The sequence below is a fragment of the Pectobacterium aroidearum genome, from assembly GCF_015689195.1.
In the GTDB taxonomy this organism is placed as follows: Bacteria; Pseudomonadota; Gammaproteobacteria; order Enterobacterales; family Enterobacteriaceae; genus Pectobacterium; species Pectobacterium aroidearum.
The window spans coordinates 830,579-849,395 of record NZ_CP065044.1 but is presented as its reverse complement, the minus strand read 5'-3'; the positions used below and the strand labels follow the sequence as shown (position 1 = coordinate 849,395).

The 18,817-nt window shown below is 51.4% G+C and carries 16 protein-coding genes and 1 riboswitch; of the genes, 8 read left to right on the top strand and 8 right to left on the bottom strand.

Translation table 11 applies throughout. From position 1 onward, the window contains the following. Position 1: 1 nt before the first annotated feature. On the bottom strand, positions 2-1,720 hold the full coding sequence (ilvI, locus tag I2D83_RS03780; protein WP_015841736.1) for an acetolactate synthase 3 large subunit: 1,719 nt from the start codon (positions 1,718-1,720) through the stop codon (positions 2-4). Positions 1,721-2,098: 378 nt separating this feature from the next. Then, positions 2,099-3,904: an AMP-dependent synthetase/ligase gene (locus I2D83_RS03775; RefSeq protein ID WP_205947564.1), complete on the bottom strand. Its 1,806-nt coding sequence runs from the start codon at positions 3,902-3,904 to the stop codon at positions 2,099-2,101. Positions 3,905-4,315: 411 nt separating this feature from the next. On the opposite strand from I2D83_RS03775, the gene leuA reads away from it, so the two are divergent. Genes leuA through leuD form a run of 4 tightly spaced genes read left to right on the top strand, consistent with a single transcriptional unit; the run spans position 4,316 to position 9,024 of the window. Further along, complete coding sequence (gene leuA, locus I2D83_RS03770) at positions 4,316-5,914, top strand: 2-isopropylmalate synthase (protein ID WP_015841738.1); 1,599 nt, start codon at positions 4,316-4,318, stop codon at positions 5,912-5,914. Further along, a complete protein-coding gene (gene leuB / locus I2D83_RS03765) occupies positions 5,914-7,005 on the top strand; it encodes a 3-isopropylmalate dehydrogenase (RefSeq protein WP_180776786.1) in 1,092 nt (363 codons plus the stop codon). Before leuA ends, leuB begins: the two co-directional genes overlap by 1 nt. A 2-nt stretch (positions 7,006-7,007) precedes the next feature. Then, positions 7,008-8,408 (top strand): 3-isopropylmalate dehydratase large subunit, encoded by a 1,401-nt coding sequence (leuC, locus tag I2D83_RS03760; RefSeq protein ID WP_015841740.1) that lies wholly within the window; start codon positions 7,008-7,010, stop codon positions 8,406-8,408. A 13-nt stretch (positions 8,409-8,421) separates the two neighbouring features. After that, positions 8,422-9,024 (top strand): 3-isopropylmalate dehydratase small subunit, encoded by a 603-nt coding sequence (gene leuD / locus I2D83_RS03755; RefSeq protein ID WP_205947563.1) that lies wholly within the window; start codon positions 8,422-8,424, stop codon positions 9,022-9,024. Between the two features lie 68 nt (positions 9,025-9,092). Here leuD and I2D83_RS03750 read toward each other — a convergent pair whose 3' ends face one another. From I2D83_RS03750 to I2D83_RS03735, 4 genes are all read right to left on the bottom strand, one after another. Beyond that, the gene (locus I2D83_RS03750; protein WP_181829330.1) at positions 9,093-9,404 is read right to left on the bottom strand and encodes an AzlD domain-containing protein; all 312 of its coding nucleotides are present in this window, start codon (positions 9,402-9,404) and stop codon (positions 9,093-9,095) included. Continuing rightward, on the bottom strand, positions 9,401-10,135 hold the full coding sequence (locus I2D83_RS03745) for an AzlC family ABC transporter permease (protein WP_015841743.1): 735 nt from the start codon (positions 10,133-10,135) through the stop codon (positions 9,401-9,403). Before I2D83_RS03745 ends, I2D83_RS03750 begins: the two co-directional genes overlap by 4 nt. Positions 10,136-10,261: 126 nt before the next feature. Further along, positions 10,262-11,098 (bottom strand): AraC family transcriptional regulator, encoded by an 837-nt coding sequence (locus I2D83_RS03740; RefSeq protein ID WP_205947562.1) that lies wholly within the window; start codon positions 11,096-11,098, stop codon positions 10,262-10,264. A gap of 212 nt (positions 11,099-11,310) precedes the next feature. Next, positions 11,311-12,930: a methyl-accepting chemotaxis protein gene (locus tag I2D83_RS03735; protein WP_182100542.1), complete on the bottom strand. Its 1,620-nt coding sequence runs from the start codon at positions 12,928-12,930 to the stop codon at positions 11,311-11,313. Positions 12,931-13,496: 566 nt separating this feature from the next. On the opposite strand from I2D83_RS03735, the gene I2D83_RS03730 reads away from it, so the two are divergent. Together I2D83_RS03730 and I2D83_RS03725 are read left to right on the top strand one after the other, a co-directional pair. Beyond that, positions 13,497-13,724, top strand: coding sequence for a hypothetical protein (locus I2D83_RS03730; protein WP_181847207.1), 228 nt, complete (start codon positions 13,497-13,499; stop codon positions 13,722-13,724). A gap of 28 nt (positions 13,725-13,752) precedes the next feature. Then, entirely contained in the window at positions 13,753-14,310 is a 558-nt protein-coding gene (locus tag I2D83_RS03725) for a helix-turn-helix transcriptional regulator (RefSeq protein ID WP_205947561.1), read from the top strand. Between the two features lie 153 nt (positions 14,311-14,463). On the opposite strand, the gene sgrT is transcribed toward I2D83_RS03725, so the two are convergent. Further along, entirely contained in the window at positions 14,464-14,628 is a 165-nt protein-coding gene (gene sgrT / locus I2D83_RS03720; protein WP_015841746.1) for a glucose uptake inhibitor SgrT, read from the bottom strand. Between the two features lie 90 nt (positions 14,629-14,718). On the opposite strand from sgrT, the gene sgrR reads away from it, so the two are divergent. Next, a complete protein-coding gene (gene sgrR, locus I2D83_RS03715; RefSeq protein WP_205947560.1) occupies positions 14,719-16,377 on the top strand; it encodes an HTH-type transcriptional regulator SgrR in 1,659 nt (552 codons plus the stop codon). Positions 16,378-16,426: 49 nt separating this feature from the next. On the opposite strand, the gene I2D83_RS03710 is transcribed toward sgrR, so the two are convergent. Further along, on the bottom strand, positions 16,427-17,356 hold the full coding sequence (locus tag I2D83_RS03710) for an aromatic alcohol reductase (protein ID WP_205947559.1): 930 nt from the start codon (positions 17,354-17,356) through the stop codon (positions 16,427-16,429). Between the two features lie 285 nt (positions 17,357-17,641). On the opposite strand from I2D83_RS03710, the gene I2D83_RS03705 reads away from it, so the two are divergent. Beyond that, a complete protein-coding gene (locus I2D83_RS03705; RefSeq protein ID WP_181845842.1) occupies positions 17,642-18,547 on the top strand; it encodes a LysR family transcriptional regulator in 906 nt (301 codons plus the stop codon). 129 nt (positions 18,548-18,676) lie between these two features. After that, positions 18,677-18,774, top strand: a riboswitch (TPP riboswitch). Positions 18,775-18,817: the final 43 nt, after the last annotated feature.

Sequence of the window (18,817 nt, the reverse complement as noted above, 5' to 3'; positions counted from 1 at the left end):
ATCAGGTCCTCTCCGTTTTGCTCAGCCACATTTCATCCATCGCCCCGCCACGAATCTGCATGGGGTAAACATGCTCGCTGCTGTCGATGTTGATATCAACAAACACCAGACGATCTTTCTGCGCCAGCGCTTGCGACAGCTTACTTTCCAGTTCGTCCGGCGTATCGATAGAAATCCCGATGTGACCGTACGCTTCAGCCAGCTTGACGAAATCCGGTAGCGATTCCATGTAAGAACTGGAATGACGGCCAGAGTAGATCATGTCCTGCCACTGCTTAACCATACCGAGGAAACGGTTGTTCAGGTTAATCACCACAACGGGCAAGTCATATTGCAGCGCCGTAGAAAGCTCCTGAATATTCATCTGAATACTGCCGTCGCCCGTTACGCAGATTACGGTTTCTTCCGGCAGCGCGAGCTTGATACCCAACGCAGCAGGCAGGCCAAAGCCCATCGTACCCAGCCCACCGGAGTTCACCCAGCGACGCGGTAAATCGAAAGGATAATACAGCGCGGCAAACATCTGGTGCTGACCGACGTCTGATGCCACATAGGCTTTGCCTTCGGTCAGCCGATGCAGCGTTTCAATCACCGCCTGCGGTTTAATCTTATCGCCTTCGGTGCTGTATTTCAGACAGTGACGCCCACGCCACTGTTCGATACCCTGCCACCAGTCGCGCAGCGCATCAAACTGCTGCTGTGCGCCATCCTGTGCCAGCAACTCCAGCATCAGGGTTAACACCTGTTTAGCATCGCCCACGATAGGGATATCGGCGTTTACCGTTTTGGAAATCGACGCGGGATCGACATCAATGTGCAGTACCGTCGCATTCGGACAGTACTTTGCCAGATTGTTCGTTGTACGGTCATCGAAACGTACCCCTACGGCGAAAATCACATCGGCATTATGCATAGCCGTATTGGCTTCATATGTCCCGTGCATCCCCAGCATACCGAGGCACTGGCGGTGCGTGCCGGGAAAACCGCCCAGTCCCATCAGAGAGGTGGTCACTGGCAGGTTCAGTTTTTCCGCCAGCGTCAGCAACTCTTCGTGACACTCCGCATTAATTACGCCACCGCCGCTGTAGATAATCGGTTTTTTTGCCGCCAGCAGGGTTTGCAACGCGCGACGAATCTGACCTTTGTGACCTTGAACCGTCGGATTATAGGAACGCATGCTGACGCTTTCAGGATAAACGTACGGCAGTTTATTCGCCGGATTCATGATGTCTTTCGGCAGATCGACCACCACCGGCCCTGGGCGTCCGGTCGATGCCAGATAAAACGCTTTTTTCAGAATCGTCGGGACATCTTCAGCTTTTTTGACCAGAAAACTGTGCTTCACGATAGGGCGGGAAATACCCACCGTGTCGCATTCCTGAAAGGAGTCATAGCCAATCAGCGAAGTCGCAACCTGACCGGACAACACCACCATAGGAATGGAGTCCATATATGCAGTAGCGATACCGGTAATCGCGTTGGTCGCACCGGGACCCGACGTGACCAGCACGACGCCGACTTCACCCGTCGCACGTGCATAGCCATCAGCCATATGTACCGCACCTTGCTCATGCCGCACCAAAATATGCTCGATACCGCCAACCGTATGCAGGGCGTCGTAAATATCCAACACCGCACCGCCCGGATAACCGAACACATGTTTTACGCCCTGATCGATCAACGATCGGACCACCATTTCGGCGCCTGACAACATCTCCATGGGTCTGCCTCTTTTGTTCAGAAAGCGGAATCCGCTTCTGTATTGACCGGGGGAAATCCCCGCGCTCACCTTGGGTTAATAAGGTTAAGTGTTAATACTGTTAATTTTTAGTACAAGAATACGAAATATTATAGGGATTACTGACGGCCCATTAACATAACGCCAGATTATGACGCAGACAAACGGCAAAAAACCACCGCCCTTAATCAGGACGAGGGGGAATCGAACGTGAGGGAAAAAAGAACTGAGATAAAATACTAACCGGGAACCTTCAGACCTGAGAGATCGTCCATAAAGGCCATAAATTACAGAGTGAAATCTTGAGGCCGAAAAACCACATTTCTTTTCAGGAAACGAGCGTCTCGGCCTCCAACACCATCAGGATTCGGCATACATCGCATCAATTTCCAACTGGTAACGCTGGTTGATGATCTTTCTGCGCAGCTTGAGCGTTGGCGTCAACTCCCCTTCCGCCATCGAAAACGGCACAGGCAGCAGCGTGAATTTCTTTACCTGCTCAACGCGGGAAAGTTCCTTCTGCATCTCCCGCAGGCGCTGCTCGAACAGCTCAATAATATGGCTGTGGCGCAGTAACTCCAGACGATCGTGGTATTTCAGATTGATAGAGTGCGCGTATTCCTCCAGCGCCTCGAAACAGGGAACAATCAGCGCAGAGACGTACTTACGCGTGTCTGCGATAATCGCAACCTGCTCGATGAAGCGATCCTGTCCCAGCGTCCCTTCCAGATGCTGCGGGGCGATATATTTCCCCCCCGAGGTTTTCATCAGATCTTTCAAGCGCTCGGTAATAAACAGGTTACCGTTGGCATCCAGTTCCCCTGCGTCGCCAGTTTTCAGCCAGCCGTCTTCGGTAAAGGCTTCTACGGTTTCCTGCGGGCGATGGAAATAGCCGCGCATGATGGTCGCCCCACGCACCTGAATCTCTTTTTCCTCACCAATACGGACTTCAATACCCGGCAGCGGCGTGCCAATAGAACCTAAGCGGAAACGATTTTCTTCCCAACAGGAAACCGTCGCACAGGTTTCGGTCATACCGTAACCATAGATGATGCGAATCCCTATCGAGCTGAAAAACAGAATGATATTGTCATCCAGTCGCGCGCCTGCGGCTGGCATAAAACGAATCTCGCCTCCCAGAAGCTGGCGCAGTTTCCCTAGCACCAGACGGTCAGCATAGCGATGCATAATGCGGCGGAAGAGTCCCGCTTTTTTCGCCGTCTGGCTAGCCAGAAAAACGTATTGCCCCTGCGTAACAGCCCAGTTGAAGAGCCGCTGGCGATACCACGGTGCCTGCGCCACTTTTTCATGGATTGCGCTATACACTTTCTCATAAAAACGCGGTACCGCGCACATCACCGTAGGCTTCACCGCCTGCATCGCGGCACGTACCAGATTCGTATCACGGAGGTACACGTTCTGTGCGCCGCGATGCATAATGACAAAGCTCCATGCGCGCTCAAATACGTGTGAAAGCGGTAAGAAACAGAGCGATACGTCATTTTCTGACATATCCAGACGATCGTCGTGCAGCTTAAGCTGCATCGCCATGTTGGTATAATCCAGCATGACACCTTTCGGCTCGCCGGTGGTGCCAGAGGTATAAATCAGCGTAAACAGATCGTTGAGATCGCGGCTGTCGATACGCGTTTGCCATTCATCACGCCAGAACTCGTCTACCGCCTGCGCTTCAAACTCATGTAAGGACTGAACGATGTCGCTACCGCGTAGGTTAACGCCCTCATCCATCACGATAATATTTCGCAGTTGCGGGCAGCTCTCACGTAACGACAGCAACGCATCCAACTGATCCTGACCACCAACAAATATCGTACGGATATCGGCATCATTGATGATGAACGCCGCCTGTGCCGCCGTATTGGTGGCATAGATTGGCACACTGATCGCACGCAGGTGCAGCAACGCCAGATCGGCCAGCGACCAATTCATCGAGTTATGAGAGAAAATCGCTACCCGTTCCTGAACGTCGACTCTCAGCGCCAGGAGCGCGCTGGCAATCCGCCGAATGCGCTGTCCGGCCTGTGTCCAGGTGAGCTGTTGTTCGCCCGCAGGCGTCCACTCGCGCAGCGCAATACGACCCGCGCAGTGATTGATCCGATCTTGAACCCGGTGCACCACATGATATGGCTGTAAATGATTAGTCATCTGTAAAAGAATTTATAAGGGAAGTGAAGTCGACAGCGTTTCAGCGTACAGCTGTACATTATTTGGCGTGCAGTCTACCGTCATTGTTCAAAACCGCAACGATCTTTCGTTCATTCGCCGCAGGCTATCACTGGTTTACTTGACGCACATCACACCAATCAAAAGTTGACATATCCCTGATAATCGCGTACCAATAAAGCAACACTGAATTTTAGATGACGAGACACCATGTTCAACTTTACTGTCCTACTAGGCCTACTACTAAACGCATCCTTCTTGCGCGGTAGGTTTGTGGGCAGAGTTCAGAACTAAGTTTCTCGCCACACGATACAAAAAACCCGCGCTAATGCGCGGGTTTTTTTTTACTCGCCGAGCGCCAAGTACAAGTAGACACGACAAGGAACTAAACCGATGAGCGAGCAAGTCATTATTTTTGATACCACATTACGCGATGGTGAACAGGCTTTACAGGCGAGTTTGAGTGTAAAAGAAAAACTGCAAATTGCCTTCGCTCTGGAGCGTATGGGCGTTGATGTCATGGAAGTTGGCTTTCCTGTGTCCTCTCCCGGCGATTTTGAATCCGTTCAGACCATTGCCCGCAATATCAAAAACAGTCGTGTGTGTGGCCTGACCCGCTGCGTCGAAAAGGATATCGATGTGGCCGCAGAAGCGCTGCGTGTCGCAGAAGCCTTCCGTATTCACACTTTTATCGCAACCTCACCGATGCACATCGCCACTAAGTTGCGCAGCACGCTGGACGAAGTCATCGAACGCGCTATCTACATGATTAAGCGAGCGCGTAACTACACAGACGATGTCGAGTTCTCCTGTGAAGATGCGGGTCGTACGCCAATCCCAGATCTGTGTCGCGTGGTTGAGGCCGCCATCAACGCTGGTGCTCGTACCATTAATATCCCGGACACCGTCGGCTACACCATGCCGCATGAGTTCGGCAACATCATCTCCTCTTTGTACCAACATGTTCCTAATATCGATAAAGCCATTATTTCTGTTCACACCCATGACGATCTGGGTTTGGCCGTCGGCAACGCCATGGCGGCAGTGCACGCAGGCGCTCGTCAGGTAGAAGGCACATTGAACGGTATCGGCGAGCGTGCTGGTAACTGTTCACTGGAAGAAGTCATCATGGCGATCAAAACCCGCCATAACATCCTGAATGTGCATACCAATATCAATCATCAGGAAATCTATCGCACCAGCCAGTTGGTCAGCCAAATTTGTAATATGCCTATCCCTGCGAACAAAGCGGTTGTGGGGGCCAATGCCTTCGCCCACTCTTCCGGTATTCACCAGGATGGCGTGCTGAAGAACCGTGAAAACTACGAAATCATGACGCCGGAATCCATCGGCCTGAAAGAAGTACAGTTGAACCTGACTTCCCGTTCTGGTCGTGCCGCGGTAAAACACCGTATGGAAGAGATGGGCTATCAGGATAGCGATTACAATCTGGACGATCTGTACTCCGCCTTCCTGAAACTGGCAGATAAGAAAGGTCAGGTCTTTGATTACGATCTGGAGGCGCTGGCCTTTATCAATCGTCAGCAGGAAGAGCCTGAGTTCTACCATCTGGATTATTTCAGCGTCCAGTCTGGTTCCAGCGTAATGGCAACCGCTTCTGTCAAACTGATCTGCGGCGAAGAAACCCAGTCAGAAGCCGCAACGGGGAATGGCCCGGTAGATGCCGTCTATCAAGCAATCAACCGCATTACGGGCTATCAGGTTTCGCTGGTTAAATACCAACTGACCGCCAAAGGCCAGGGTCGTGATGCGCTGGGTCAGGTTGATATCGTTGCGGATTATCAGGGTCGCCGTTTCCACGGAGTTGGTCTGGCGACGGATATCGTTGAATCTTCCGCACAGGCAATGGTAAATGTATTAAACAACATCAAGCGTGCTCAGCAGGTAGAAAAAGAAATTCAACGTCTGCAGCAGCACAATAACCAACAACAAAACGATAGCAAACAACAAAACAGTCAGGAAACAGTGTGATGACAAAGAGCTACCATATCGCCGTTTTACCCGGAGACGGCATTGGCCCGGAAGTAATGGCACAGGCGCACAAAGTACTGGATGCAGTACGCCAGCGTTTTGGCATCCGCATTACCACCAGCGAATATGACGTTGGCGGTATCGCTATTGACCGTCAGGGCACGCCGCTGCCGCAAGCGACCGTCGCGGGCTGTGAGCAGGCCGATGCGATTCTGTTCGGCTCCGTGGGCGGCCCGAAATGGGAACATTTGCCACCGGCAGAGCAACCTGAGCGCGGTGCACTGTTGCCTCTGCGTAAACACTTCAAACTGTTCAGCAACCTGCGTCCTGCTCGTCTGTATCAGGGGCTGGAAGCATTTTGTCCGCTGCGCAGCGACATCGCCGCGAAAGGCTTTGATATTCTGTGCGTCCGCGAACTGACGGGTGGCATCTACTTCGGTCAGCCAAAAGGACGTGAAGGTAGCGGCCAGTATGAACGCGCTTTCGATACCGAGGTGTATCACCGTTTCGAGATTGAGCGCATCGCGCATATCGCGTTTGAATCCGCCCGTAAACGTCGCGGTATCGTGACCTCTATCGATAAAGCCAACGTGCTGCAAAGCTCTATTCTGTGGCGCGAGATCGTGAATGAAGTTGCCAAAGCCTATCCAGATGTGAAGCTGTCCCATCTGTATATCGATAACGCGACAATGCAGTTAATCAAAGATCCGTCTCAGTTTGACGTGATGCTGTGTTCTAACCTGTTCGGAGACATTCTGTCCGACGAGTGCGCCATGATTACCGGTTCAATGGGTATGCTGCCTTCCGCAAGTCTGAATGAACAAGGCTTCGGTTTGTACGAGCCTGCTGGCGGTTCCGCGCCGGATATCGCCGGTAAAGACATTGCTAACCCGATTGCGCAGATTCTGTCGCTGTCGCTGCTGCTGCGCTACAGCCTGGGTGCGGATGATGCCGCAGACGCGATCGAAAAAGCGGTCAATACCGCACTGGCTGAAGGCTATCGTACCGCCGATCTGGCAAGTACCAGCAACGCGATCGGTACTAATGAGATGGGCGACGTGATTGCGCGTTTTGTGGCGCAAGGGGCATAACCATGGGTAAGACGTTATATCAAAAGTTGTTTGAAGCGCACGTGGTTCATGAAGCGCCAAACGAAACGCCGCTGCTGTATATCGACAGACATCTGGTACACGAAGTAACTTCCCCGCAGGCTTTCGACGGCCTGCGCGCGATGGGCCGCAAGGTTCGTCAACCGGGGAAAACCTTCGCGACCATGGACCACAACGTGTCCACGCAAACCAAAGACATCAACGCCAGCGGCGAGATGGCCCGCATCCAGATGCAGGAGCTGATCAAAAACTGTGCGGAATTCGGCGTTCAGCTGTATGACCTGAACCACCCGTATCAGGGTATCGTTCACGTTATTGGGCCTGAGCAAGGAATGACGCTGCCAGGCATGACCATCGTTTGTGGTGACTCGCACACGGCAACGCACGGCGCATTTGGTTCACTGGCCTTCGGTATTGGTACGTCGGAAGTGGAACATGTGCTGGCGACGCAAACCCTGAAGCAGGGTCGCGCCAAAACCATGAAGATTGAAGTCACCGGTGATGCCCCACACGGCATCACCGCAAAAGACATCGTGCTGGCGATCATCGGTAAAACCGGTAGCGCAGGCGGTACGGGTCATGTCGTTGAATTCTGCGGCAAAGCTATCCGTGCGCTGAGCATGGAAGGCCGTATGACACTGTGCAACATGGCGATTGAAATGGGCGCGAAAGCTGGGCTGGTCGCGCCGGACGAGACGACCTTCAACTACCTGAAAGGCCGTCAGTTTGCGCCGAAAGACGCCAACTGGGATGCCGCCGTTGCGTACTGGAACACGCTGAAATCGGATGATGACGCACAGTTCGATACGGTTGTCACGCTGGACGCAGCTCAGATCGCGCCACAAGTCACCTGGGGCACCAACCCTGGTCAGGTTATCGCCGTTAATCAGGAAATCCCTAACCCTGACTCTTTCAGCGATCCGGTAGAGCGCGCCTCTGCAGCCAAAGCACTGGCGTATATGGATCTGCAACCCGGTATTAAACTGACCGACGTGAAGATCGATAAAGTCTTTATTGGCTCCTGCACCAACTCGCGTATTGAAGATTTGCGCGCCGCAGCAGAAATCGCCAAAGGGCGCAAAGTTGCCGCAGGCGTTCAGGCTATCGTCGTACCCGGTTCCGGCCCGGTAAAAACCATGGCGGAGCTGGAAGGGCTGGATAAGGTGTTCATCGAAGCGGGCTTTGAGTGGCGCTTACCGGGCTGTTCCATGTGTCTGGCGATGAACAATGACCGCCTGAACCCCGGCGAGCGTTGCGCATCAACCAGCAACCGTAACTTTGAAGGCCGTCAGGGGCGCGCTGGCCGCACCCATCTGGTCAGCCCGGCAATGGCTGCGGCTGCAGCGGTAACGGGTCGCTTTGCCGACGTCCGCGAGTTGAACTAAGAGAGAAACCGACATGGCTAAATTTACTCAACACACTGGTCTGGTGGTTCCTCTGGATGCCGCTAACGTCGATACCGACGCCATCATTCCCAAGCAGTTTCTGCAAAAGGTGACGCGTACCGGTTTCGGCCAACATCTGTTCCACGACTGGCGTTTTCTGGACGATGCGGGTCAACAGCCTAACCCTGAGTTTGTGCTGAACAAGCCGCCTTACAAAGGGGCGAGCATCCTGCTGGCACGGGAAAACTTCGGCTGCGGCTCTTCCCGTGAGCACGCGCCGTGGGCGCTGACCGATTACGGCTTCAAAGTCGTCATCGCGCCAAGCTTCGCCGATATCTTCTATGGCAACTCGTTTAACAACCATCTGCTGCCGGTGAAACTGAGCGACGAGGAAGTGGACGAGCTGTTCAAGCTGGTTGACGGGCAGGAAGGCATTAACTTTATCGTCGATCTCGAAAATCAGGTTGTTCAGGCGGGCAGCAAAAGCTACCCGTTTGAAATTGACAGCTTCCGCCGTCACTGCATGATCAACGGGTTAGACAGCATCGGCCTGACGCTGCAGCACGAAGCCTCTATCACCGAGTATGAAAAGAATCAGCCTGCATTTTTGAACTGATTCAAGATTACAGATAGCCCGAAGCCCGCACTGTGTTGCGGGCTTTTTCTTTTGGCAGAATGAGCTGATTACAACAGCGCGGCAATCATATAAAAAGCCAGCATGCTCAAAAGCACCGCGACCACAATATTTCTGATAAAAAAGGAAATCACGACACTCACAATAGCACCGAGAAAATACGGATTATCGGGAAATGCGCGAATCACGCCGTGATCCATTAAAATAATCGGGCCGCAAATCGCAGTGAGTAAGCAAGGCGCGGAATACTTTAATGCACGGTGGAGTAAAACCGGGATTTTTACCGGCACAGCGGGTTCGAGAAAGATATAGCGATTAAAAAACACGATTGCCGCCAGAACGAATATCAATAACCAACTCATTTTTCTTCCTTAAGCACTGACGCGATAAACACAGAAAAAAACATGCCGCCGACGCCAGCAATAGCGATGGCACCTTCTATCTTGAAATAGGTTAATAGCATCGACAATAGTAGAGAAAACAGGACACCAGAGAAGGTACTGATCTTCTTTATCATCGGTATGACAATGGTTATAAACGTAGCAACGATAGAATAATCAAGATGATACTTATCCAAATCGGGCACAGATGACGCCATCACCACGCCAAGAATGCTGAAGATATTCCAAAATATATAAAAGGTGAAACCCGCACCGATTAAATAGCTGGTACTAACGTTGTTCTTCCTGTCTTTCTTTTCACTGAGTGCAAAAAGCTCATCCGATAATAAAAACCCGATAGGAAGCCGTTTTCTTAATTTCAGCGTTGAAACGTATTCACGCAACGTCAGGCCATATATCAGGTGCTGGGCAGTAATAAAAAAAACAGAGATTAATAGCGTCGCGACATTCGCCCCGGACATCAGGAGCCCTAACGAGACGAGCTGTGCCGCCCCCGCGAAAATAATCGCGGACATTCCGATACTTTGCCCGACAGATAATCCCGATTGGATAGCCATAGAACCAGCCAGAATGCCCCAGGGCACCACGGATAAACAGAGCGGAAGCATCTCAACCACGCCGGTCATAAAGTGTTTCCACGGGCTAATTGTATCTTTTGATGCAGACGATGAACGGGCTACGGTATTTTCCATATAACAGTGCACTACCATAAATAAATCGATAGTGAAAAATTAACAAAACGTTTTTTAAGAGTATTGGATAAAGTTGCTTGCCGTTAAGGGTGGGATTTTATATTCCAAATAGGAAGTGGGTACTATCTACAAGTTACCTTTAGCAAACTCACCCGGTGTCAGCCCCAGTGAGTTTTTGAAATGGCGATGAAAGTGGCTTTGATCGGTAAAGCCGCACCGAACAGAAACATCGAGGATCGCATCGCCTTTACGCAACAATGCCTTCGCCTTGCGCAGCCGTGCCTGAATCAAATAAGCATGAGGCGTAATCCCCACCACCACTTTAAACTGTCGTAAGAAATGCCACACGCTGAGCTCAGCCAGCGCAGCCAATTCAACGAGAGCCAGCTCCCTCTCGGGATAGCTGTCCATAAAGGCTTTAACGTTCAGTATATTTTGGGTCGCAACGGGCAACATCTGTGGCGTCAGACGCGTCTTGCTATAGCGCATCGTCAGCCAGGTTAATGACGACAACAATAGCGTCTCTTTCAATAACATATTGCCCGGCTGAGCAAGCATATTGAACGTCATGAGCAACTGCTCAGACAGTCCAGGATCGTGAACCACGGCGTCGGGGAACCACGGAATGGAATCCTTTGCGCGTTGCAGATCCTGATTAATCGAGCGAAAAAGGTCGGGATGCGGATAAATAGCGCGATAGGCCCAGCCGGTTTCGACCTCCGCACTCCCCGTGTGTACATCGTCCGCGTTAACCAGAATGATGTCGCCTTTGGGCGCGACGTGTTCTGCACCAGAACGATAGAAACGCTGAGCGCCCTGCTCAATCACACTGATGCAATAGGTATCATGAACGTGACGAGGGAAGCGTTGCTGGTAATACTGTGCCTGCAGCATATCTAGCCCGCCGAGCGTCTCCAGATGTCTGAAGTGCGTCTGCTCTTGCACTACCGGCTTTTTATGCACGCGTTAACCCTCTTATCGTTTGTACAAAATTGCTCTGGCAGAGAAGGAGAAGCTTTATCTGCCAGAAACGGCGCACCTGTTCACTGATTCTATCAGAAGCGGATTCATATCCCATGCTGGAAAAAACAGCGAAAAAAAGCCAGCGACAACGTCGCTGGCCACGAGATGATGATGTTTGTCTTTTTACCGCTCTGGCTTTTTTACCAACGGGACTACATCAGATGGAACCGGGATACCCCAAGATTCAAGCGCTCGGCCTGCTGCTCCAGCGAGGAGGCCGACGAGGACGCTTCAAGCACCAGCGTCGCATTCTGCTGTGTGACGCGATCCATTTCTGATATCGCTAACGACACCTGATTGATACCACTGCTTTGTTCATCAGAAGCCAGTGCGATCTCATTGATAATGCGGGTGACGTTATTAATTTCAGAGACAATCTCGGCCATCGCTTTACCCGCTTCGGATGCTAATGTCGTCCCCTCTGTCACTCTGGTTTCGGATTCTTTAATCAGTGCGGCAATTTCCGTTGCGGCGTTAGCCGAGCGCTGCGCCAGATTACGCACTTCTCCTGCGACTACCGCGAAACCTTTGCCCTGTTCACCCGCTCTGGCGGCTTCAACCGCCGCATTCAGCGCCAGAATATTGGTCTGGAATGCAATCCCGTTAATGAGCGCGATAATCTCGGAAATTTTGTCTGAACTTCTGGCGATATCCGCCATCGATCCCACAACCTGTTCAACAATATTGCCACCGTTCACCGCTTTGGCTGACGTCTCCGTCGCGACCTCACTGGCATGGTGCGCATTATCCGTATTCTGCTTCACCGCCGCCGTAAGCTGCTCCATGCTGGCTGCCGTTTCCGCCAGCGCTGCGGCCTGCTGTTCTGTTCGTGCAGACAAATCTGTATTACCGACGGCAATTTTCGTCGAACTGCTGTGAATCGACTCTGCACTGTCGCGTACCGAGCCAACCGTCTCGGAGAGCGAATCCTGCATTTGCTGGATATTGTCCCCCAGAATACCGATTTCATTTCTTCCCACATCCACACTCGCGCGCGTTAAGTCTCCGTGCGCAATCGCCTGTATCCGCGATACCCAATACTGCACTGGGTTAATAATGACTCGGCGAATTAATAAGAATGTCATACCCGTCAACACGATGGCTAAAATAAAGGCACCCGTCATGAGCGTATATCCCAGCGTGGAATGCCTTTCAGCCGTCACGTTAATATTTTTTGCCATTTCAACCCGATAAAGATAAGACGCTTTCAACGGCACATCGTAGTCATCATCCAATTTAGACATCACCGTTGACTCAAACGCATTGAGCTCTTCAACATTGCCCTTCTTTGCGATGTCAAACATGGGTTTGATTCCGCGCTCAACATAATCGCTATAACGCGCTTTTAATTCATTATCACGAGCGAGTTCAACATCAGAACGAGCCGATCTATTTTGATACCCATTAAACATTTGCTGAGACAACGACAGGCGTTCTTCTGCGGCTTTCATACTGGCGTTATAGTTAGCAGTAAGGCCATTGCGTAAATGATTCACAGCATGCAGCAAATTCATACGCGCCGCACGCATATGATTCGCACTATCCACCAACTCCATACGCACATTCAATTCCAGCGTAGAGTCATTTAGCGACAGTTCAGCCTGCTTAAGAAAATACGATGATGTGGAAATTGCCAAGGCAAAGAGTAGCAAAACACCAGAAAAAACAACGACAAAAAGTGGTGTCAATTTGATGTTATGCAATCCAGAAGCGGAATGCTGGGGTTCTGGTTTTTCGTAAATCGCTATTGACTGGTAAGGGACGTCGCTCATTTTTACATCCATCGGGTTATTCAAAATAATTGCTGTGAAGTAAATTGCAGGCAAGCAAAGAAAAATAAAACGCCGCCACATGTTACATAATATTTAAAGATTGTGACAATCTGCGTTAAATACAAGAGAAAAAACAGTCGCCTATAAAAAATAATTTACCTATAAGATCGCCATCACGAAAAATGTCATTTAAACGACAATCCTTTCAATTAATAACTATTAAAAAAGCAAACTATCACATGGTGTTAGTGAATTATCTTAGTCATTATTCTTACGTTACTCTCTATTATAGAAACACATTCATAGAATTGTTTAATTTTAATGACAATAGCTTTAAACCTAACATTCAATATTGGGTATTAAACGTTACGTTAGTAATATCTGAATACGCTTCTCTGGGATGTATTCCTCCCCTCCTCTCTTCCTTTCAACCTGCTTTTGCGAAGCCGCACGCAGGCTGACCACGCCATTCAATGGTCAGCGAAATAAGCGGGTATATTTCATTTTTGACCATCATCAATGTTGACATCTGTCAACACATGAACATACCATGACCTTATATCGCGATGAAAAAACACCCAAACAAGCATATTCAGGCAGCCATTGAATACGCATTAGCGCAGGGCTGGCGTTTTTATCCCAGCAACGGGCATGCATTTGGCAGGCTTATCTGCGGCACGCCGGACCACAGCACTCATATGATGAGCATTTGGTCCACGCCATCAGTCCCGGAAAATCATGCAAAGCAGATCCGCCGCAACGTCGATAACGGCCTGACAATACTGAAACAATAGAAGATATATACGGCTTACCGAGGAATTTATGACAACGTATCACTTTTCTCTCACGCTAACGGGCGTTTCCGCAGATACGGCTGGGCTGGAAGATGCGCTTTTTGCCAGCGGCTGCGACGACGCTTTGATCTGCTTCTATGGCAGCGCCGTCTATCTCGAATTTGATCGAGAAAGCCCTCGTTTTTCTACCGCGGTCATCAGTGCTATTCATGATATCGAGTCAGCAGGCATCCAGGCCAGAGTCCACTCCGTTGATGCAGTCTGGGTTGGGATCAGTGATATCGCAGCCTTGTCTACGATGTCGCGTCAGGCGATTGCGCTTCTCAAAGATGGAAAACGTGGCGCAGGCGATTTCCCCTCTCCAGTCCAACGTTTAGGCGGTACATCACCGCTGTGGGAGTGGAGCGATGTCGCAGACTGGCTGGCCAAACAAAAAAAAATCCCACAAGCATTAGCCGACAACGCTCGGGAGCTTGCCACGATTAATCTGGCATTACAGATACGAAATGCCCGCCAGCAGGATGAATTGGCACGCTATTGTGCACTGCTCAGCGAAGGCAAGCCATTACGTGAACAGCGCCGCTGATGCCACTTCGTCACGCAAGCTATCCGCAATAGCCAAAAAATGGCGCGACGCTCCTTAATAAGGTGGCAGGTAAACGCCATAAAAAAAGCCAGCGAGAAAACTCGCTGGCTGGTGAAACATCACCATTACTCAGAATACATCTCTTCACACCACCTAGAGCCAATGACGGTACTCTTCATCAGACATTTCGTTCAGGTGCCACTGCGTTGCCTGCTGCAATAATGCAACGCGCTGTTGGGTAGACATCCATCGCAACCACTTTGCCTTACAGGTCGATAAGTAGGTTTGATAGAACCGGTACAAACGGGAAATCGCCATAAGCCACCTCCTCTCTTTCCTTGTTGGAAAGTATCGACGTAATATAAGGAAAGATAAATTGATGACTTTAGTGCAGGGAGTTCCTCTTTTATGTCTTCTCCTCGATTGCAACAACAGTTCATCCGCCTGTGGCAACACTTTCAGGGACAAACCACCGACACCACGCTGCAAGAGCTAACCGGGGTGTTGAACTGTTCCCGACGTCATATCCGCTCATTGTTGAACGCGATGCAGCAAGAAGGCTGGCTCGTCTGGCAGGCAGAAGCTGGCAGGGGGAAGCGCTCTCAACTGTCATTTGTTTATACCGGATTAGCGCTACAGCAGCAGCGCGCTGAAGATCTGCTGGAACAGGATCGTATTGAGCAACTGGTGCAGTTGGTCGGCGATAAAGAAGCGATACGCCAGATGTTACTTGCTCACCTCGGGCGGAGCTTCCGGCAGGGAAAGCATATTCTGCGTATTCTCTATTACCGCCCATTACGCAATCTGCAGCCCGGATCGGCGCTGCGGCGTTCTGAAATGCACATCGCACGGCAAATTTTCAGCGGTCTTACCAATATAAATGAGGAAAATGGGGAAGTTGAACCCGATCTGGCTCATCACTGGCAGAGGGTCTCCTCCCTGCACTGGCGCTTCTATCTGCGCCCGGCTATCCGTTTTCATCACGGACGAGAGCTCACGATGTATGACATCACCACGTCACTCTCTCGTCTTATTCCGCTCCCGCTCTTTTCTCATATTGAAAGCGTCACCTCGCCAATGCCCTTCGTGATTGATATTCGGTTAAACAGCCCGGATAACTGGCTACCGTGGTTATTAGGCAGCGTGCACGCCATGATTTTGCCGCAAGAGTGGCAAACGCTACCCGATTTTGCCCAGCACCCAATTGGCACTGGCCCTTATGCCGTGGTACGCAATAACAGTAATCAATTGAAAATCCGTGCCTTCGATGACTATTTTGGCTATCGAGCGCTGATTGATGAGGTCAATATCTGGGTTCTGCCCGACGAGCCGGAGGAAATGCCGGTATCTATCCAGCTCCAGTCTGACAATTCTCGTCACGAACAGTTAGAAAGCCGGATGGAAGAAGGCGGCTATTTCCTGCTGTTCGACAAGCGTTCGCCGTTAGCATCACGACCGGAAGCTCAGCGATGGCTCAGGCAGATATTTACCCCTATTTCGCTACTCAACCACGCCAATACCAGCAACCAGCGTGACTGGTCGCCCGCCTACAGCCTGCTGCCGCGCTGGCACCATCACCATCCCGATGTACCGCAATCCATTCCTAAAGGGCTGACAGAAGTTACGCTCACGTTCTATCAGGCACATCCTGAATACCGGATATTAAGTGAGATTATGCGCACGCTGCTGGCACAGCACGGCGTCACGTTGCATATTCAGACGGTCAGCTATGAAGACTGGTATCAGGGCAATGCCGACAGCGATATCTGGTTTGGTAGCCTGAATTGTTACCTGCCGATCGAATTCTCCCTGTTCGCGATGCTCTACGAACTCCCGCTGGCCCAGCACTGTCTGGATGACAATCTGCATGCAGATGCACAGCAGTGGCGTAACCAGACGCTACCGATGGCGGAGTGGTGTGAAAAACTGATCGCCAGCGGTCAACTGCACCCTCTGCTGCATCATTGGCTGCAACTTCAGGGGCAGCGCAGTATGCGCGGCGTCAGGATGAATATGCTGGGCTGGTTTGATTTTAAATCTGCCTGGTTCGCGCCGCCGGAACGCTGACGGTATCTGAAAAGTGCGGAGCAAAGAGAATTGCACCGCACCCTTCCGCCTATTTTTGCAGTTGCATCCGCAAGAAATGCTCGACGTCGACCGTCTCGTAGCCATTACGTTGATTGAACGTACCGGATTTGTCCCACCACATCCCCTCACCCAAAGCGAACGCTGCCCGGTAGCGCGTCATGACATCATCTGGAGCAGCCTTCAGGTCCGCGCGCAATTTGTCCAGCGTCCATACGGTCTTCTCAAACACCCTTCCCGTGACATGTTCAACGACATCAGCAAGCTGCCCGTATGAAATCGTGTCGCCTGCCACGTAGACCACCTCATTAACCAGGCGTGGTTCAGCCAGCAAGATTTCCGTCGTGAGCCAGCCAATGTCTTCGGGGATTGTCACGGTCACTTTGGTATCCCAACTTCCCAGACCGTGAAAGGTTCCGCGTTCCAGATCCACCACGTCAAAGGCGGGCTCAAACAGGAAACTCGTGAACATGCCCGTCGAGACAATCACCCATTCGGTACGTTGCTGGCCGCGCAGCAACTGCCTCACGTCGTACTGCTCATCAAAAACTGGATGCCCGCTGTTTCGACCAACGACGTCATAGTCAACGCCAAACTGCCAGGGGAAATAGCGCGCGACGTTGGCAGCCAACACCGCTCTGGTTATTTTCATCTGAGTGCCAGGCCCCGCAACGAATCCCGAGCAGTTCACTATCGTCTTATAATTCCCGAAAAGCCCCGTCAGGGTATGTTCATCCGAGGCCAGATCGAACCCCATCACGTCAACTCCCAGAGCGCGAAGTTCGGCCAGTGTTGCCCTATTCTGCTCCGACGGATCGTTAATGGTACCCGGTGAGACCAGTGCCGTGACCGACAATGGCAGAGCACGCGCACGCGGCGCGAGAGCACGCAATACAGCCATACCGAGCTGCCCGGCACCAAGCACAAGAATATCTTTCAACGCGGATCCGCTATCATTCATTACTTAACTCCTTCAGAATTTCAAATTATCACTATCATAGGGAGTCGTGTGCGTTCCCCTATGCATTCAGCGTGCTAACATGCCTCTGGCCTGCTCATGCTTATTAATGTCAGGAAAACCAGAGTTCGGGGGTTATGTTATACAAGAATGCGGACATGATAAGATTCGGCCACACCACTTCATAATTTGAAAAAATCAAACTATAAAGCGTTTTGGTCGCTGACACAGAAGATACGCCGTATACACGGTCAGCAACGTTTCATCGCAAAATGGAGACATCATCGTATGGATCGGTTTCAGGCCATGGAAATATTCATTCGTGTGGTCGATGCGGGTAGTTTCAAAAAAGCGGCGGAAACCCTGCATGTTCTGCCATCCACCGTCACCCGTAGCATCAAGGAACTCGAATCACATCTGGGTGCCCGGTTACTCAACCGAACGACGCGAGCACTCAGCATTACGGATGTTGGACTGCGCTATTACGACAGTTGCAAAGCGATACTGCGTGATGTGCACGCGGCTGAAAGCGTAACGGCACAGCAAAAAGGGGAGCTGAATGGAACCATCAGAATCGGGGCACCGCCTTCTCTGGTCAAAAACTTCCTCATTCCGGCACTGCCCGACTTCTGTGAACGTTATCCTGGGATAACGCTGGACTTCCATCTGGGTGATGCCACTGTGGATATTGTCCAGCATGGTATCGATTGTGTCATCAGAACCGGAGAACCGCCGCTATCTCGACTGGTCGCACGACGCCTCGGCGCGTTCCATTGGTATATCTGCGCTTCCCCACGCTACCTTGAACAGCATGGACATCCCGCAACATTGGATTCGCTAAAAGTGCACACCGCCGTGGGGTATATCCACAGCCGAACAGGCCGCTCAACTCGCTGGGGGTTTCATGATGAAGCGCACACCGTAGCGATGCCGCTCGCAGGACAGATCAGCGTAAATGACACGGATGCCTACGTCGCCGCTGGCGTAGCGGGTTTGGGGCTAATACGGATTGCCAGCTATATGGTGCGCCAACCGCTTGCTGATGGGCATCTTGTCAGACTATTTCCTGATATTGGGGCACCGCTCGAACCTATTTTCATCCTCTACCCGCAAAGCCGCCACCTCTCGCCAGCTATTCGCGCCTTTATCGACTGGTGTACTGCGCGAATCGAGCAAGAGTCGGCGCAATGGTGAATATCCACAATCAGGACAACAGAGGCCACACCACGGCCTCTGGGTGAGTGTTTGATTTTAAATCCGCCTGATTCGCGCCACCGGAACGCCGAGAGCCTTTCGCTGCTCGGCTTAACCCTTTACAATGTGCCGTTCTCAACGGGGTGCGGAAGATTTTTTCGCTGAGAAGATACCCGTCGAACCTGATCCGGTTAATACCGGCGAAGGGATTTGAGAGTGCTGCTCATTGCTGCCTCAAAGTCCTTTGCCACCCTATGATTCTCAGGAGTG

Excerpts from the sequence above, each read along its gene's own strand:
- I2D83_RS03775 (WP_205947564.1), bottom strand. The coding sequence starts at position 3,904 with ATGACTAATCATTTACAGCCATATCATGTGGTGCACCGGGTTCAAGAT.
- I2D83_RS03750 (WP_181829330.1), bottom strand. The coding sequence starts at position 9,404 with ATGAGTTGGTTATTGATATTCGTTCTGGCGGCAATCGTGTTTTTTAAT.
- sgrR (WP_205947560.1), top strand. The coding sequence starts at position 14,719 with ATGTCTTCTCCTCGATTGCAACAACAGTTCATCCGCCTGTGGCAACAC.
- I2D83_RS03735 (WP_182100542.1), bottom strand. The coding sequence starts at position 12,930 with ATGAGCGACGTCCCTTACCAGTCAATAGCGATTTACGAAAAACCAGAA.
- I2D83_RS03725 (WP_205947561.1), top strand. The coding sequence starts at position 13,753 with ATGACAACGTATCACTTTTCTCTCACGCTAACGGGCGTTTCCGCAGAT.
- leuB (WP_180776786.1), top strand. The coding sequence starts at position 5,914 with ATGACAAAGAGCTACCATATCGCCGTTTTACCCGGAGACGGCATTGGC.
- sgrT (WP_015841746.1), bottom strand. The coding sequence starts at position 14,628 with ATGGCGATTTCCCGTTTGTACCGGTTCTATCAAACCTACTTATCGACC.
- I2D83_RS03705 (WP_181845842.1), top strand. The coding sequence starts at position 17,642 with ATGGATCGGTTTCAGGCCATGGAAATATTCATTCGTGTGGTCGATGCG.
- leuC (WP_015841740.1), top strand. The coding sequence starts at position 7,008 with ATGGGTAAGACGTTATATCAAAAGTTGTTTGAAGCGCACGTGGTTCAT.
- I2D83_RS03710 (WP_205947559.1), bottom strand. The coding sequence starts at position 17,356 with ATGAATGATAGCGGATCCGCGTTGAAAGATATTCTTGTGCTTGGTGCC.
- leuD (WP_205947563.1), top strand. The coding sequence starts at position 8,422 with ATGGCTAAATTTACTCAACACACTGGTCTGGTGGTTCCTCTGGATGCC.
- leuA (WP_015841738.1), top strand. The coding sequence starts at position 4,316 with ATGAGCGAGCAAGTCATTATTTTTGATACCACATTACGCGATGGTGAA.
- I2D83_RS03745 (WP_015841743.1), bottom strand. The coding sequence starts at position 10,135 with ATGGAAAATACCGTAGCCCGTTCATCGTCTGCATCAAAAGATACAATT.
- I2D83_RS03730 (WP_181847207.1), top strand. The coding sequence starts at position 13,497 with ATGAAAAAACACCCAAACAAGCATATTCAGGCAGCCATTGAATACGCA.
- ilvI (WP_015841736.1), bottom strand. The coding sequence starts at position 1,720 with ATGGAGATGTTGTCAGGCGCCGAAATGGTGGTCCGATCGTTGATCGAT.